The 15,564-nt window shown below is 73.1% G+C and carries 13 protein-coding genes; 8 read left to right on the top strand and 5 right to left on the bottom strand.

Features of this window, described 5'->3' with window-relative positions; genetic code table 11:
* The first annotated feature begins 50 nt into the window (after nt 1-50).
* The 4 genes from mmsA to C5N14_RS20955 all read left to right on the top strand — a co-directional run bounded on the left by mmsA (nt 51) and on the right by C5N14_RS20955 (nt 5,420).
* Nucleotides 51-1,598 carry a multiple monosaccharide ABC transporter ATP-binding protein gene (gene mmsA / locus C5N14_RS20970; protein ID WP_117669825.1) on the top strand — a complete coding sequence of 516 codons (1,548 nt, stop codon included), beginning with the start codon at nt 51-53 and terminating at the stop codon, nt 1,596-1,598.
* Nucleotides 1,595-2,890: a multiple monosaccharide ABC transporter permease gene (mmsB, locus tag C5N14_RS20965; RefSeq protein ID WP_117669824.1), complete on the top strand. Its 1,296-nt coding sequence runs from the start codon at nt 1,595-1,597 to the stop codon at nt 2,888-2,890. The genes mmsA and mmsB overlap by 4 nt, the downstream gene beginning before the upstream one ends.
* 53 nt (nt 2,891-2,943) lie before the next feature.
* Entirely contained in the window at nt 2,944-4,047 is a 1,104-nt protein-coding gene (locus tag C5N14_RS20960) for a sugar-binding protein (protein ID WP_117669823.1), read from the top strand.
* Nucleotides 4,048-4,154: 107 nt separating this feature from the next.
* The gene (locus C5N14_RS20955) at nt 4,155-5,420 is read left to right on the top strand and encodes an ROK family protein (RefSeq protein ID WP_117669822.1); all 1,266 of its coding nucleotides are present in this window, start codon (nt 4,155-4,157) and stop codon (nt 5,418-5,420) included.
* A gap of 31 nt (nt 5,421-5,451) precedes the next feature.
* On the opposite strand, the gene C5N14_RS20950 is transcribed toward C5N14_RS20955, so the two are convergent.
* Nucleotides 5,452-6,069 carry a TetR/AcrR family transcriptional regulator gene (locus C5N14_RS20950; RefSeq protein ID WP_117669821.1) on the bottom strand — a complete coding sequence of 206 codons (618 nt, stop codon included), beginning with the start codon at nt 6,067-6,069 and terminating at the stop codon, nt 5,452-5,454.
* A gap of 109 nt (nt 6,070-6,178) precedes the next feature.
* Between C5N14_RS20950 and C5N14_RS20945 the strand changes: the two genes are divergently transcribed.
* The 3 genes from C5N14_RS20945 to C5N14_RS20935 all read left to right on the top strand — a co-directional run bounded on the left by C5N14_RS20945 (nt 6,179) and on the right by C5N14_RS20935 (nt 9,843).
* The gene (locus C5N14_RS20945; RefSeq protein ID WP_243639865.1) at nt 6,179-6,646 is read left to right on the top strand and encodes a MarR family winged helix-turn-helix transcriptional regulator; all 468 of its coding nucleotides are present in this window, start codon (nt 6,179-6,181) and stop codon (nt 6,644-6,646) included.
* The gene (locus tag C5N14_RS20940; RefSeq protein WP_117669820.1) at nt 6,643-8,286 is read left to right on the top strand and encodes an MDR family MFS transporter; all 1,644 of its coding nucleotides are present in this window, start codon (nt 6,643-6,645) and stop codon (nt 8,284-8,286) included. The genes C5N14_RS20945 and C5N14_RS20940 overlap by 4 nt, the downstream gene beginning before the upstream one ends.
* A gap of 867 nt (nt 8,287-9,153) precedes the next feature.
* Nucleotides 9,154-9,843: a hypothetical protein gene (locus C5N14_RS20935; protein ID WP_243639864.1), complete on the top strand. Its 690-nt coding sequence runs from the start codon at nt 9,154-9,156 to the stop codon at nt 9,841-9,843.
* Between the two features lie 88 nt (nt 9,844-9,931).
* Here C5N14_RS20935 and C5N14_RS32300 read toward each other — a convergent pair whose 3' ends face one another.
* The 4 genes from C5N14_RS32300 to C5N14_RS20915 all read right to left on the bottom strand — a co-directional run bounded on the left by C5N14_RS32300 (nt 9,932) and on the right by C5N14_RS20915 (nt 12,675).
* Nucleotides 9,932-10,765 (bottom strand): hypothetical protein, encoded by an 834-nt coding sequence (locus C5N14_RS32300; RefSeq protein ID WP_165878174.1) that lies wholly within the window; start codon nt 10,763-10,765, stop codon nt 9,932-9,934.
* A 157-nt stretch (nt 10,766-10,922) separates the two neighbouring features.
* Nucleotides 10,923-12,155, bottom strand: a complete 1,233-nt coding sequence (locus tag C5N14_RS20925; protein WP_117669818.1) for an ATP-grasp domain-containing protein — start codon at nt 12,153-12,155, stop codon at nt 10,923-10,925.
* A complete protein-coding gene (locus tag C5N14_RS20920; protein WP_117669817.1) occupies nt 12,152-12,484 on the bottom strand; it encodes a hypothetical protein in 333 nt (110 codons plus the stop codon). Before C5N14_RS20920 ends, C5N14_RS20925 begins: the two co-directional genes overlap by 4 nt.
* Nucleotides 12,469-12,675: a hypothetical protein gene (locus tag C5N14_RS20915; protein ID WP_243639862.1), complete on the bottom strand. Its 207-nt coding sequence runs from the start codon at nt 12,673-12,675 to the stop codon at nt 12,469-12,471. The genes C5N14_RS20920 and C5N14_RS20915 overlap by 16 nt, the downstream gene beginning before the upstream one ends.
* A gap of 379 nt (nt 12,676-13,054) precedes the next feature.
* On the opposite strand from C5N14_RS20915, the gene C5N14_RS20910 reads away from it, so the two are divergent.
* The gene (locus tag C5N14_RS20910) at nt 13,055-15,511 is read left to right on the top strand and encodes a tetratricopeptide repeat protein (RefSeq protein ID WP_305792074.1); all 2,457 of its coding nucleotides are present in this window, start codon (nt 13,055-13,057) and stop codon (nt 15,509-15,511) included.
* Nucleotides 15,512-15,564: the final 53 nt, after the last annotated feature.

The raw sequence follows: 15,564 nt of genomic DNA, 5'->3' as shown, positions 1-15,564 counted from the left end.
GTCATTCCCCTTCCGGAGGCACCCATGACGTTGGCGAGGTGGTGCGAACGATGAGCGACGTGCCCATCCTCCTGGAGATGCGCTCCATCACCAAGGAGTTCCCCGGGGTCAAGGCCCTCGCCGACGTCAATCTGGTGGTGCGCGCCGGCGAGATCCACGCCATCTGCGGCGAGAACGGTGCGGGAAAGTCCACCCTGATGAAGGTGCTCAGCGGGGTCTATCCGTACGGCACCTACGACGGCCAGATCGTCTACCAGGGCGCGGAGACCCGCTTCTCCGACATCCGCGCGAGCGAGAGCGCGGGCATCGTGATCATCCACCAGGAGCTCGCGCTCATCCCGGACATGTCGATCACCGAGAACATCTTTCTCGGCAACGAGCCGCGCCGGCGGGGCGCGATCGACTGGAAGTCCGCGAACCGGATGGCGCTGGACCTGATGGCCCGGGTCGGCCTGACGGAGAACCCGGACACCCTGATCAAGGACATCGGGGTCGGCAAGCAGCAGCTCGTGGAGATCGCCAAGGCGTTCGCCAAGGACGTGAAGCTGCTCATCCTGGACGAGCCGACCGCCGCGCTGAACGAGGCCGACTCCCGGCACCTGCTGGACCTGCTGCGCGGCTTCCGTGCCCGGGGCGTCACCTCGATCATGATCTCGCACAAGCTGAACGAGATCGAGGCGATCGCCGACCAGATCACCATCCTGCGCGACGGCCGGACGGTCGAGACCCTGAACGTCAGGGCCGACGGCGTCGACGAGGACCGGATCGTGCGCGGCATGGTCGGCCGCGAGCTGGGCAGCCGCTTCCCGGACCACACCCCGAAGATCGGCGAGGTCTTCTTCGAGGTCCGCGGCTGGACCGTGCGGCATCCCATCTCCGCCGAGCGTCAGGTCTGCAAGAACGAGAGCTTCGTCGTCCGGCGCGGCGAGATCGTCGGCTTCGCCGGGCTGATGGGCGCGGGCCGCACCGAGCTGGCCATGAGCGTCTTCGGCCGCTCCTACGGGGTGTACGAGTCGGGCACGATCATCAAGGACGGCAGGGAGATCGCGCTCAAGTCGGTGGCGGACGCGATCGCCCACGGGCTCGCGTACGTCAGCGAGGACCGCAAGGCGATCGGGCTGAACCTGCTCGACGACATCAAGACGTCGACGGTGGCCGCCAAGCTGTCCAAGATCTCGCACCACGGCGTGCTCGACGAGGTCGAGCAGTACCAGGCCGCCGAGGCGTACCGCAGGGAGCTGCGGACCAAGGCGCCGACGGTCGACGAGGGCGTCTCCAAGCTCTCCGGCGGCAACCAGCAGAAGGTCGTCCTGGCGAAGTGGATGTTCACGGACCCGGACCTGCTGATTCTCGACGAACCGACCCGCGGCATCGACGTGGGCGCCAAGTACGAGATCTACGGCATCATCCAGCGGCTCGCCGACCAGGGGAAGGGCGTCGTCGTCATCTCCTCCGAACTGCCTGAGCTGATCGGGCTCTGCGACCGCATCTACACCGTGTTCGAAGGCGCCATCACGGGCGAGATCGCCCGGGCCGACGCGGACCCGGAGACCCTCATGAAGCAGATGACCTCGACGAAGAAGATGCAGATTCGATGAGCCGTATCAAGGACCTTCAGAAGAACCTGTTCGGAGGGACCACCTCCAATGCCCGCCAGTTCGGGATGATCTTCACACTGGTCGCGATCGTCGTCCTGTTCCAGATCCTCACCGACGGCCTGACCCTGCGATCGGACAATTTGATCGCGCTGTTCCAGCAGAACTCGTACATCCTCATCCTGGCCATCGGCATGCTGATGGTGATCGTCGCCGGGCACATCGACCTGTCGGTCGGCTCGGTCGCCGCGTTCGCCGGCATCCTGGTGGCCAAGGCGATGGCCGACTGGTCGCTGCCGTGGCCCCTCGCCATCGTCTTCGGCCTCGTGATCGGCGCGGCGATCGGCGCCTGGCAGGGCTTCTGGGTGGCCTACATCGGGGTGCCGGCGTTCATCGTCACCCTGGCGGGCATGCTGCTGTTCCGGGGTGGCAACCAGTTCATCGGCAACGCGAACACCATCCCGGTGCCCGAGGGCTTCCGGGTGATCGGCTCCGGGTTCCTGCCCGAGGTCGGCCCGAACACCGGCTACAACAACCTGACGCTGCTGCTGGGCCTGGCCGCGTGCGCGGCCGTGGTGTGGCGGGAGTTCCAGGCCCGCAAGACGCGCCGGGAGATGGACGCCGCCCCGGCCCCGATGTGGATCTCGATCCTGCGGCTGGCCGTGATGATCGGCGTGATCGTCTTCGCCTCGCTGCGCTTCGCCAGCGGGCGCGTCGGCACCAGCTTCCCGGTCTCCGGCATCATCCTGGTGGCCCTGGTGCTGGCGTACTCCTTCTACACCCGCAACACGGCCGGCGGCCGGCACATCTACGCGGTGGGTGGCAACTCCCGGGCGGCCGAGCTGTCCGGCGTCAAGCTCAAGGGGGTCAACTTCTTCGTCATGATGAACATGTCCGTCCTGGCCGCCCTGGCCGGCATGATCTTCGTGGCCCGTTCGGCGGCCTCCGGGCCGCAGGACGGCAACGGCTGGGAGCTGGACGCGATCGCCGCGGTGTTCATCGGTGGCGCGGCCGTCTCCGGCGGCATCGGGACCATCAGCGGCTCGATCGTCGGCGGCCTGGTCATGGCCGTGCTCAACAACGGCCTGCAACTGCTGGGCGTGGGCACCGACCGCGTCCAGATCATCAAGGGCCTGGTCCTGCTGCTGGCGGTCGCGCTCGACGTCTACAACAAGAGCCAGGGGCGGTTCTCCGTCATCGGCAGCCTCACGCGTTCGTTCCGCCGTGGACCCGGCATTCCCACCGCATCACTCAAGGTGGACCACGCGCCCGCCCGTACCAAGGTGCCCGGCTGACGCCCACCGACCTTCGCTTCCCGTATCACCTCCGTAGAAGGGCATCACTTCTCATGCGCAACTTCCTCGGCAAGTCGGTGGCCATCGGCGCCATCGCTGCGCTGGCTCTGACCGCCTGTGGCTCCGGCCGCGACGAGGAGCCCGGTGGCGGCTCCGACGGCAACGCCAAGGGCTTCGCCGCCAACTCCCTGATCGGCGTGGCCCTGCCGGCCAAGACCTCGGAGAACTGGGTCCTCGCGGGTGACCTGTTCACCAACGGCCTGAAGGAGGCCGGCTTCTCCAGCGACGTGCAGTACGCGGGCGCGTCGACCACGGTCGCCGACCAGCAGGCGCAGATCACCGCCATGGTCACCAAGGGTGCCAAGGTCATCGTCATCGGCGCGACCGACGCCGCGCAGCTGTCGACCCAGGTCGCCGCGGCGCACCAGGCGGGCGTGAAGGTCATCGCCTACGACCGGCTGATCACCAACACCCCGGACCTCGACTACTACGTGGCGTTCGACAACTTCAAGGTCGGCCAGCTCCAGGGGCAGGCCCTGCTGGACGGCATGAAGGCCAAGAAGCCGACCGGCCCGTACAACATCGAGCTCTTCTCCGGCTCGCCGGACGACAACAACGCCGGGGTCTTCTTCAACGGCGCGATGGACGTGCTCAAGCCGGAGATCGACAAGGGCAACGTCGTCGTCGCCTCGAAGCAGGTCGACGTCAAGCAGACCGCCATCCAGGGCTGGAAGGCCGAGGGTGCGCAGGCCCGCATGGACCAGCTGCTGACCTCGACCTACGGCAACAAGGAACTGGACGGCGTCCTCTCCCCGAACGACACCCTCGCCCGCGCGATCATCACCTCGATCAAGGGCGCCGGCAAGTCGATCCCGGTCGTCACCGGCCAGGACTCCGAGGTCGAGTCGGTCAAGTCGATCATGAACGGCGAGCAGTACATGACGATCAACAAGGACACCCGGAACCTGGTCAAGCAGACCATCGCCATGGTCAAGGCCCTGCAGGCCGGCAACACGCCCGAGGTGAACGACACCAAGTCCTACAACAACGGCAGCAAGGTCGTCGACACGTACCTGCTCCCGCCGGTCGCCGTCACCAAGGCCAACGCGGCCGAGGCCTACGCGAACGACCCGAAGCTCGCGCCGCTCACCAAGTGAGCACCGCGAGGTAGCGGCGAAGGGTCCCGGAGTTCACTTCCGGGGCCCTTCGCCGTAACGGCGTCCAGCAGCGACGCCGACGCCGACCCCGGGGAGGAGGCCCGACCGTGGCGACACCCAGCCGGGCCGGGCAGGCGCGGGTCGGCCGAGACCCGGAGCTTCCCGCGGCGGGGACGCCCGGCGTGACCCAGGAGGAGACCCGCCGGCGGAACCTCAGCGCCGTCCTGCGCCACGTCCACGTGCACGGCCCGACCTCCCGGGCGGAGCTGACCGGCCGGCTCGGCCTCAACCGCAGCACCATCGGGGCGCTCGCGGCCGACCTCGCCGCCGCCGGGCTGGTCACCGAGGAGGCGCCGACCGCCGCCCACCGCGCCGGCCGACCGTCGCTGGTGGTGCACCCCCGCTCGACGCAGGTGTACGTGTTCGCGTTGAGCGTCGAGGCGGACCGGCTGCGCGCCGCCCGCGTCGGCCTCGGCGGTCGCATCCTCGACCTGCGCGAGGCCGAAAGGCCCGGCGGGATGCCGGCCTTCGACGCGGTCGGCCCGCTGGCCGGCCTCGTCCGCGACATGGGGCGCGCGGTCACCGGGGACGCGCTGCTGGTGGGCGGCGCGGTCGCGGTGACCGACACGACCCGCGACCCCGACGGGAGGATCCGGATCGGCGGCCCCGACGAGGCGCTGCGCGCCGCGTTCGAGGCCGAACTCGCCGCGGGACCGGGCCTCGTCGCCGGGGACCTGGCCGACATCGCCGCCGTGGCCGAACACGTCCGGGGCGTGGCGGTGGGCGTCAACGATCTCGTCTACCTGCACGGTGACCTCGGGGTCAGCGCCGGCATCATCGTCGGCGGCCGGCTGGTGGTCGGCCACCGGGGGCACGGCGGCAAGGTCGGCCACATGGTGGTCAACCCGCACGGCCTGCCCTGCGGCTGCGGCTCACGCGGCTGCTGGGAGACCGAGGTCGGTGGGGCGGCGCTGCTGCGGCACGCCGGCCGGGAGCCGGGCGGGCTCCCGGCGGTCGTCGAGGCCCTGCGCGCGGCGGCCGGCGGCGACCGCGCCGCCCAGGTGGCGGTGCGGCAGGTCGCCGACTGGCTCGGCTTCGGCGTGGCCAACCTCGTGAACGTGGCCAATCCGGACATGGTGGTGTTCGGCGGCTCACTGCGCGACCTCTACGCCGCCGGGGCGGACACCGTCCGCCGCCGCCTGGACACCATGGCGCTGCCCGCCTTCCGTGAGCACCTGCGGCTGCGGGTGGCGGCGCTCGGCCGCGACGCCGCCCTGATCGGCGCCGCCGAGCTGGCCTTCGCCAGGCTGCTGGCGGACCCGCTGAACGTCGGGGCCACGGGCCGGTCGGGGACGGGCCCCGCCCCGGCCTGACCGTCGCCCGCCCGCGCCGACGGGGCGGCCGTCAGCCGGGGCCGGTTGCCGGGCCTGCGGTGTCCGGCGCGGGTGCCGCCGCGGCGAGCGCGGTCCGGATCGTGTCGAGCAGCGGACCGTCCGGGTGCTCGATCCACTGCTGGACGGCGACGCGCAGGGTGGCCAGGCAGGTCGCCGCCAGGACCCGGGCCCGCAGCGCCGCGTCCGGTCCGGTCAGCCGGCGCGTCAGCTCCGCGGCCAGCTCCCGCTCGACCGTCGTGTACGCCGCCACCTGGTGGGCGAGCAGGCCCGGGTGCCCACGCACCCGCCGGCGTTGGGCCAGCCAGCCCGGCGCCGGGTCGCCGTACACCTCGATGGTGAGGCGCTCCGCCGCGCGGCTGAGCACCGTCCACGGCCGCTCGTCGGTCGGCTGGTCCCGGATCAGCTCCAGCATCCGGCGCAGCCGCGCGGTGTCGCCGTGGAAGATCGCCTCCTCCTTGCTGGAGAAGTAGTTGGAGAACGTGCGCCGGGAGACGTTGGCGGCGTCGGCGATCGCCTCGACGGTCACCCGGTCGATGCCCTCCTCGGCGGCCAGGCGCAGGGCCGCCTGGTGCAGGGCGAGGCGGGTGGCGGCCTTCTTGCGTTCCCGGAGCCCGGCGGCCTCGTCCATGGTGGTCAGGCTACGCCGTGGTGACTTACTTCTCAATGCGCAATCTTGCGCTGTGCGCAAGATTGGCGGATAGTTGCGTGCGGCAACCATCGACGTCGGGAGGGCAGGCGTGGAAACCACCGCCCGTGAACTCGGGATGCGGATGTACGACCTGCTCAAGAGCATCCGGATGATCAAGCAACGGCGTGCCGACGACCGGCCGGCCGTGCCGCTCGGCCTGGTCGGCATGCTCGTCCAGCTCGACCAGCACCCCACCGGCTGCCACGCCCGGGAACTGGCCGTCCGCACCGGGCTCGACCCGTCGACCGTCAGCCGCGCCGTCGCCTCGCTCGTCTCGCACGCCCTGGTCGAGCGGCGTGCCGACCCGGCCGACCGGCGGGCCACCTGGCTGGCCGTCACCTCGGCGGGCAAGGCCGCCCTCGCCGACGCCCACGGCTGGTACGGCGAGCTGCTCGAGCGGGCGCTCGCCGACTGGACCCCCGGCGAGGTGGCGGCGCTGTGCGCCGCGCTCGGCCGGTTCACCCGTGACCTCGAGGTCGCCCTCGCAACCAACGACAACCTGGAGGACGCGCGATGAGCGCACCCACCACGACGGCGGCAGACGCGCCGATGACCCACCGGCAGACGCTGGAGGCACTCAGCGGCCTGCTGCTGGTGCTCTTCGTCGCCATGCTGAGCGGCACCGTCGTCTCGACGGCGCTGCCGAAGATCATCGGGGCGCTGAACGGCACCCAGACCCAGTACACCTGGGTGGTCACCGCCACCCTGCTCACCGCGACGGCCACCACCCCGATCTGGGGCAAGCTGGCCGACCTGTTCAACAAGAAGACCCTGGTGCAGGTCGCCATCGTCGTCTTCCTGGTCGGCTCGGTGGTCGCCGGCTTCGCGCAGAGCGCCGGCCAGCTCATCGCCGCCCGCGCGTTCCAGGGCATCGGCGTCGGCGGCCTGCAGGCGCTCGTCCAGGTCGCCATCGCGGCGATGATCCCGCCGCGCGAGCGCGGCCGGTACAACGGCTACCTCGGTGGCGTGATGGCCGTCGCGACGGTCGGCGGGCCCCTGCTCGGCGGTCTCATCGTCGACACGTCCTGGCTCGGCTGGCGCTGGTGCTTCTTCGTCGGCGTGCCCGTCGCCGTGATCGCGCTGCTCCTGCTCCAGATCACCCTGCGCCTGCCCACCGTCCGGCGCGAGAACGTCAAGATCGACTATCTGGGCGCGAGCCTGATCGCCGCCGGCGTCAGTGTGCTGCTGATCTGGATCTCGTTCGTCGACAGCTCGTTCGCCTGGCTCTCCTGGCAGAGCGCCGCGATGGTCGGCGGCGCGGTGCTCCTGCTCGCCCTGGCGACCTGGGTCGAGTCGCGGGCGGCCGAGCCGGTCGTCCCGCTCAGCATCGTCCGGGAACGCACCACCGCCCTCGCGATCCTCGGCAGCCTCGCGGTCGGCATGGCCATGTTCGGTGGCGCCGTCTTCCTCGGCCAGTACTTCCAGATCGGGCGCGGCTACAGCCCCACCGAGGCGGGCCTGCTCACCATCCCGATGATGGCCGGCGTCCTCGGCTCGTCCATCGTCGCCGGTCGCATGATCACCAAGAGCGGGAAGATCAAGCCGTACATCGTGTTCGGAGCGGTCGTCCTCGTCATCGGGTTCGCCATGCTCGGCACCATCGACCACGAGACGTCGCTGGTCCTGGTCGGCGCGGCCATGTTCATCGTCGGCACCGGCGTCGGCATGACCATGCAGAACCTCGTCCTCGCCGTGCAGAACACCGTGGCGCTCAGGGACATCGGCGCGGCCAGCTCCACCGTCGCGTTCTTCCGGTCCCTCGGCGGCACCATCGGCGTCTCCGTGCTCGGCGCCATCCTCGCCCGCCGGGTCAGCGACCAGATCACCCACGACCTCACCGCCGCGGGGATCCCCGCCTCCGGCAGCGCGGGCGGAGGAAGCCTCAACCTCGACGTCCTGCCCGCGCCCGTGGAGAACATCGTCCGCGCGGCGTACGGCGACGCCACCGGGCACATCTTCCTCATCTCCGCCGCCATCGCCGTGGTCGGCATCATCGCGGCGCTCCTGCTCAAGCCGGTCGCCCTGCGCACGAGCCTCGACCTGCCCGACCCGGCGAGGTCGGCGGCCGTCGCCGCCGACGCCGTCGACGGTGCGCCCGCCTTCGACCAGGTGAGCGTCGACGCCGCGGGGACGAGGCGCCCGCCCGCCGGCGCCTGACGCACTCCACCGGGGCCGCCGCCGTCCGACGACGGGGGCGGCCCCGGCCTGTGCGGGGCGCCGGGGCGGGCATCCGGGGCTGATCCGTCCAGCGAGGGCCGTCCCACCACGGCCGTGACCGAGTCGAGGGACCTGTGGAGACTGCCGAGGCCGTACCGGCCCCGCGCGCGGCACCCGTCCGGCGGGGCGGCCCGCTGCGCGGGGCGACGCGCGAGCTGACGCTCGTGGCCGTGCTGTTCGTGGCGTACAAGGTGGGTCGCCCGCCGGTTCTCCGTCACGTCCCGGGGCGCCCCCACCGGTCCGGTCCGGGCCCGGTGTCGGGGGGCGTCCCGCCGCGTCGCGCGGCGGCGGGCGCGGGTGCGGTGACGGCGTGCGCTGCGGCATTCGGCCCAGTAACTTTCGTCACAGCCCACAACCCGCCCGCCGAGGGCCCCCGGCGAACGCTCCCACGGGACGGATTCCCTTTACCAGCGGGCATCGCCGGGTCTGCGTCGCCCCTGCGGTGGCACCCGGGTCGGACACGGAACGGCTCGTCGTCTCCGCACAGAGTGACGGATTGCGGTCCGGCCGGGTCGGCGGTGGCCCGCCGCGGTCACCGGCAGGTCCCCTGGTTTTGCTCCGCTCACTACCCTGTTCATGTTCTTGTGCCTGGGCACCCATCGACAGCGATAAGGGCTACAGATGACCCACAGTCACCCTCCATACGGAGGGCAGCCGGACCCGAACGTCACTCCGTGGAGCGGGCCGCCGGCCCCGCCGGCTCAGCCGGGCGGATACCCTGGCTACGGCCAGCCGCAGCCGCCGCAGTTCGCCGCCCCCGTGCCGCCGCCGCAGAAGTCGAACCGGGGTCTGATCGTCGGACTGTCCGTGGGCGCCGCCGTGGTCGTGCTGCTCGCGCTGTGCGGCACCGGCATCGGGTTCCTCCTCGTCGGCGGGGACGACGAGGACCCCAAGCCGATCGCGTCCGGGCCCGTGACCCCCACCGGCGACCCGCAGCCGAGCGGCACGGACACCTCGCCGACGCCGCAGCAGTCCGAGTCGCAGGAGCAGCCGAACAACAACAACAACGCGGTGACCGCCCGCTACTCCAGCGAGCTGTCCTCGGTCTGCGACGGCAGCCCGATCCTGAACGCGGCGCCGTACAACGGCCCGTCCGGCGCCAAGGCCTACGCCTTCTCGAACTCCCCCGACCGGCCGTCGTCCTGGTCGTCGAAGTCGGTGAGCTCGAACAAGCCGTACTACGCCAAGTCGGCCGACTACGAGACGGTGTCGGTGGTCGGCTGCCTGAAGGTCGTCGACGGCAGCGAGGGCGCGCCCAAGATGTGCGACTACAAGGACAGCGCGGGCAAGACCGTGACCATCTCCTACATCTCCTCGCGCTACACGCTGACGTTCTACGCGGCGAAGACCGCCGAGAAGATCGGCGACGGCGGCACCGTGAGCGCCCCGGCGACCCGTTGCCCGAGCTTCATCTCCTACAACAAGACCACCATGAAGTCGTACGCCGCGCCGGACAGCGGCACCATCGAGGCGGCCCTGGACAAGTTCCTGTCCTGAGTCGGCCCGCCGGACACCGGGGAGGGGCGGGACACCGACCCCTCCCCGGTTCGGGCGACAGCACGACGCCGGCCCCGCAGCGGGTCCGCTACCCGTCGACGCGCGCCTGGTAGACCCGGTTCCCCGCGCCCCGGACGAAGAGGCGCAGTTCGCCGCCGTAGCCGGTGGCGGCGGGTGCGGAGGCCGCGCCGGCCGGGCCGGGTGCCGCCGTCCAGCCGGTCCAGGTTCCCGCCTTCAGCCGGTTGGCACGCAGCGTGCCGTTGGTGGCGCGGACGAAGAGGCGCAGTTCGCCGCCGTAGCCGGTGGCGGCGGGTGCGGAGCCCGCGCCGGCCGGGCCGGGCACGGCCGTCCAGCCGGTCCAGGTTCCCGCCGACAGCGAGAGCCGGTTGGTTTTGATCTTGCTGTTGGTGGTGCGGACGAAGAGGTGCAGTTCGCCGCCGTAGACGGTGGCGGCGGGGGCGCTGGCGGCGTTGGTGGTGCCGGGCACGGTGGTCCAGCCGGTCCAGGTTCCTGCCGACAGCGAGAGCTGGTTGACCCGTAGCGTGCCGTTGGTGGTGCGGACGAACAGGTGCAGTTCGCCGCCGTAGACGGTGGCGGCGGGGGCGCTGGCGGCGTTGGTGGTGCCGGGCAGGGTGGTCCAGCCGGTCCAGGTTCCCGCGGACAGCGAGAGCTGGTTGGTTTTGATCTTGCCGTTGGTGGTGCGGACGAACAGGTGCAGCTCGCCGCCGTACACCACCGCCGCCGGGCCGGACCGCGCCCCCGCCGCACCCGGCACGGCGGTCCAGTCGGTCGCCGGGGCGGCCTGCAGCCGGACGCCGGCCTGCGCGGGCGCCGCCGTGCCGGCCGGCGCCGCCAGCACGGACGCGGCGAGGACGAGCACGAGCAGGCGGTTCAGCCACCTCGTCGGATGAGTCAGATGCATGGGCGGGCTCCCTAGTGGATCGCCGGCGCGGTCGGCCGGCTCACGGAATCATGCCCCCGCCCGGAAACCGCCGCACCACCGACCGTCCACAGTGCACCCTCGTCCGGCGGGGCCGGCGTCCCGGCCGGCCGCTGCGCCGGTGCCGGCGCGGGACGGGTCAGGCGGCGCCCGGCGGCAGGATCCGCAGCCGCTCCCGCACCGCGTCCAGCGCCGACAGGCACTCCTGGCGGTCGTCGGCCACGGCCGTGGCGTAGCCGACCCGGCCCACCATCGTGCCCCGCGGCGGCGGCGACAGCGTGGCACCCGGCTCGGCCAGCACGACGAACCGGTCGACCCCGGGCGGCAGGCCACCGTCGACGCGCACCGACCCGACGACCGTGTCGTCGCGCTCCGGGTAGAAGAACTGGACCGCCGCGACCCGGGCTGCCGGCGACACCAGGCGCGGCTGTCGGCCGCAGGCGATCGCCGCCGCCGCCAGCCCCGGGTCGGTCCCGCCGACGAGCAGCCCGAGGTACGGGATCAGGTCGCCGCCGATGCGCGCGTTGACTTCGATCACCCGCGGGCCGGCGGCGGTCAGCCGCAGCTCGGTGTGCGTCATACCGTCGGTGAAACCGAGTGCGGCGTGGGTGTCCCGCAGCACGGCGAGCAGCTCCGGATCGGTCAGCAACGGGTCGGCGCCGTCGACGAGGTGGCCGACCTCCTCGCAGAACGGCGCGAAGCCGAGCTGCTTGTGGCCCACGCAGATCGGCCGCACCTCGCCCCGGAACACCGCCGCGTCGACGCTGATCTCCGGCCCGTCGGCGTACTCCTCCCACAGGATCCCCCAGTCGTCGGCGGGGACCTCGGGCAGCGCGGCGTGGCCGGTGTCGGCGATCGCGAACCCGGCGGCCACCTCCGCCGGCGAGCGCACCACCGTCACCCCGATGCTGCCGCCCAGCGCGCGGGGCTTCAACACGGCCGGGTAGCCGGTCGACCGGCCGGCGGCCAGCGCCGCGTCGACGTCGGCGACCGGCAGCGAGCGTGGCTGCGGCACGTTGCGGGCGGCCAGCGCCAGCCGGGTACGGTGCTTGTCCCGGCAGCGGCCCACCACCTCGGGGTCGCCGCCCGGCAGCCCGAGCGCCTCGGCCACCCGCGCGGCGCCCAGGATCCGGGTCTCGTCCCAGCAGAGCACCCCGTCGACGCGGTCCCCGGCCGACACGGCGCGGGCGGCGGCGCTCATGGCGTCCGCGTCGAGGGTGTCCAGCACCGTCCAGCCGTGCAGGTACGCCCGATCCCAGGCCGGTTCCCGGTCGCAGAACAGGTGCACCCGGTACTCCTGAGCGATGCTGCTCAGCAGGTACTCCCGGAACCACTGTCCGCCGGGGGTCACCAGCAGAAGCTGGGGTTTCATGTCGGGCCTCCTTCGTCGTGGCGGGGCAGCGGGGTATCCGGCGCGGCCAGGTCCAGCATGGGCAGGTAGCCCCGGGGCGGACTGCCGACGAACGCCGTCCCGAGCGCCTCGCTCTGCACCGCCAACGGCACCGACTGCCGGGCCAGAACCTGCCAGGCCGCCCGCGCCGTCCGCCCGACCAGCGCGTCGAACGACTCCGCGCCCCGGACCGGCACGACGAGCCAGGGCGCGTGGGCGACCCCGACCACCTCGTCGAAGCGCGGCTCGGGGCGGTTGGCCACCGGCACGGTCAGCGGCACGCTCGACGCCCCGGTCAGCCGGTGCAGCACACGATCGAGGCTCGGGCGCCGTAGATCACCCGCGCGTAGCCGTCCCGGCCCTGCACCTCGTGGCCGAACCAGGCGTGCGACGAGGGCTTGCCCTGGCTGCGCGACAGCACGCCGTTGACCGGGTCGCCGGAGGTGAACCCGGCCATCAGCACGAACCCGACGAGGGGACTGCCGGCATTCTGGTCACTCATCGCGGATCCTCGGGGCCAGGGCGGCACCGGGCGGGCCGCCAGCAGGTTCGTCAGGGAACTGGGAAGCACCACACCACCGGGACACCGTCCACGGTAGCGGCTCCGGGCGGGCCGCGCTGTCCGCTGTTCCGCAGGCCCGCCCGTCCCGACGCGATCGCCGCCTCCGGTGAGTGGCCGTCCCACCGGGCTGCCGGGCCGCCCGGGACCGCGGCGTGTCCGGTGGCCCGTCCACCGTGGCGGGCGGACCCCGCCGGCGGGCGCCGGGCGGCGGTGGCCGACCATTCCTCGGCGGGTCCCGGCGGTCGGGACGGCGCCGGCTCCGATTGGCTACCCTGACCCCAGCTCATCGAAGCTCGTCGGTGCGTCGGGGAGGTGGGGCGTGGGGGAGCCCGGTCGGGAGGCGCTCGTGGAGTTCGTCGACGAGCTCAGGCGGCTTCGGACGCTCGCCGGGGGACCGTCGTTGAACACACTGGTCGCGGTCGCCACCGGGCTGGGGCGACCGCTCGCCCGGTCCACCCTCAGCGACAAGCTCAACGCCAAGTCCCTGCCCGAGTGGGACTTCGTCGTGGCGTACGTCGGCGCCTGCCGCGCCCACGCCGAGCAGATCGGCGCCCGGCTGCCGGCGGAGCTGACGGAGCTCGCCCGGTGGGAGGACGCGCACTGGCGCCTGTTGCGGGCGGCGGACGCCGCTCGGGCCGGCGCCCGGCTCGGCGGCGCGGCCCGGGCCGAACTCGGCCGCCGGACCCGGGCCGCGCGGGCCGAGCAGCCGGCCGAGGCGGTCGGCCGGGACCGGCGGACGCCCGGACAGTGGGTGGTGCCCCGGCAACTGCCCGCGGCGGCGCGGCACTTCGTGGGGCGCACCCCCCAGCTCGCCGCGCTGACCGCGCTGCTGGCCGACCCGGCCGACGCGTCGGGCCCGGTACTGATCTCCGCGATCGGCGGGACGGCGGGGGTCGGCAAGACCGCCCTCGCCGTGCACTGGGCGCACCAGGTGGCCGGCCGGTTTCCGGACGGGCAGCTCTACGTCAACCTGCGCGGGTTCGACCCGGACGGGACGACGACGAACCCGGCGGAGGCGCTGGGCGGCTTCCTGGAGGCGCTCGCGGTGCCGCCGGAGCGGATCCCGGCCGGACTCGCCGCCCAGGCCGGGCTCTTCCGCAGCCTGCTGGCCGGCCGGCGGATGCTGGTGCTGCTGGACAACGCGCGCGACACCGACCAGGTGAGACCGCTGTTGCCCGGGTCGCCGGGCTGCCTGGTGGTGGTGACCAGCCGGCACCGGCTGCCGGGCCTCGTCGCGGCCCAGGGTGCCCACCCGATCGCCCTGGACCTGCTGTCCGCCGCCGAGGCCCGGCAACTGCTGTCCCGACGCCTCGGCGCGGACCGGGTGGCCGACGAGCCGGACGCGGTGGACCGGATCGTCGCGGCGTCGGCGGGACTGCCGCTGGCCCTGGCCGTCGTCGCCGCGCGGGCCGCCACCCACCCGGAGTTCCGGCTCGCCCGGCTCGCCGACGAGCTGGACGACACGCGGGGCAGCCTCGACGGGTTCGCCGGCGGGGAGGCCGCCGTCGACGTCCGGTCGGTGCTGTCCTGGTCGTACCAGGGCCTGGAGCCGGCGGCGGCGGCGCTGTTCCGGCTGCTCGGGCTGCACCCGGGCCCGGATCTCTCCGTCGCGGCCGCCGCCAGCCTGGCGGCCACGTCCGTCGCGCGGGTGCGGGGGCGGCTGGCGACCCTGACCCGGGCGAACCTGCTGGCCGAGCCCACCCCCGGCCGGTACGCCCTGCACGACCTCCTCGCCGCCTACGCCGCCGAGCTGGCGCGGACCACCGACCCCGAACCCGGGCGGCGGGCCGCGCTGGGCCGGCTGCTCGACCACTACCTGCACACCGCCCACGCCGCGGACCTGCTGCTGTACCGGCACCGCGACCACATCGACCTGCCGGCGGCGGAACCCGGCGCGGCGCTGCCGGGCCTGCGTGACCGCGACGAGGCGTGGGCCTGGCTCACCGCCGAGCACCGGGTGCTGCTCGCCGCCGTCGCCCTGGCCGCCGGCAACGGCTTCGGGACCCACGCCTGGCAACTCGCCTGGAGCGTCAACACCTACCTCGACCGGGTGGGGGCCTGGCAGGACCAGTCCACCGCGCAGCAGTTGGCGCTGCGCGCCGCCGCGCAGGCGGGCGACCGCACCGGCCAGGCCCGGGCGCACCGCAACCGCGCCGTGGCGTGCCTGCGGCTGGGCGCCCACGACGAGGCCCGTACGCACCTGGAGCAGGCCCTCGACCTGCACGGTGCGCTCGGCGACCACGTCGGCAGCGCCCGGACCCAGCTCAATCTCGGCATCCTGGCCGAACGGCAGGGCCGGCCCCGGCAGGCCCTCGAACACGCGCAGCGCGCCTTCGACCTGTTCGAGGCCGCGGGCCACGCCTCCGGTCAGGGCAACGCGCTCAACAACATCGGCTGGTACCACATCCAGCTCGGGGACCACCGGCGGGCGCTCGACTACTGCCGGCGGGCCCTCGCCCAGCAGCAGCGCACCGGCAACCGGTACTGGGAGGCCCACGCCTGGGACAGCCTCGGCTACGCGCACCACCACCTCGGTGAGGCCCCCGAGGCCGTCGACTGCTATGAGCGCGCGCTCGCGCTCTGGCGGGAGGCCGGCGAGCGCTACTTCGAGGCCACCACGCTGACGCACCTGGGCGACACCCGCCACGCCGCCGGGGATCCCGGGGCCGCCCGCACCGCCTGGTGCCGGGCGGCCGACATCCTCGACCGGCTCGGTCACCCGGACGCCGAACAGGTCCGGGCCAGGCTCGGCCCCGGGGCCCGGGGAACCCCCTGAGCCCGCCCGCACACCGGTCGTCGCGCCCGGTCGGACCCGGCACAGCGACCGGT

Source organism: Micromonospora sp. MW-13 (assembly GCF_003434305.1).
Classification (GTDB): Bacteria; Actinomycetota; Actinomycetes; order Mycobacteriales; family Micromonosporaceae; genus Micromonospora.
The sequence above is the reverse complement of the archived record's forward strand: the minus strand, read 5'-3'. Positions and strand labels throughout refer to the sequence as shown.

Excerpts from the sequence above, each read along its gene's own strand:
- mmsA (WP_117669825.1), top strand. The coding sequence starts at position 51 with ATGAGCGACGTGCCCATCCTCCTGGAGATGCGCTCCATCACCAAGGAG.
- mmsB (WP_117669824.1), top strand. The coding sequence starts at position 1,595 with ATGAGCCGTATCAAGGACCTTCAGAAGAACCTGTTCGGAGGGACCACC.
- C5N14_RS20960 (WP_117669823.1), top strand. The coding sequence starts at position 2,944 with ATGCGCAACTTCCTCGGCAAGTCGGTGGCCATCGGCGCCATCGCTGCG.
- C5N14_RS20950 (WP_117669821.1), bottom strand. The coding sequence starts at position 6,069 with ATGGACGAGGCCGCCGGGCTCCGGGAACGCAAGAAGGCCGCCACCCGC.
- C5N14_RS20940 (WP_117669820.1), top strand. The coding sequence starts at position 6,643 with ATGAGCGCACCCACCACGACGGCGGCAGACGCGCCGATGACCCACCGG.
- C5N14_RS32300 (WP_165878174.1), bottom strand. The coding sequence starts at position 10,765 with ATGCATCTGACTCATCCGACGAGGTGGCTGAACCGCCTGCTCGTGCTC.
- C5N14_RS20925 (WP_117669818.1), bottom strand. The coding sequence starts at position 12,155 with ATGAAACCCCAGCTTCTGCTGGTGACCCCCGGCGGACAGTGGTTCCGG.
- C5N14_RS20915 (WP_243639862.1), bottom strand. The coding sequence starts at position 12,675 with ATGAGTGACCAGAATGCCGGCAGTCCCCTCGTCGGGTTCGTGCTGATG.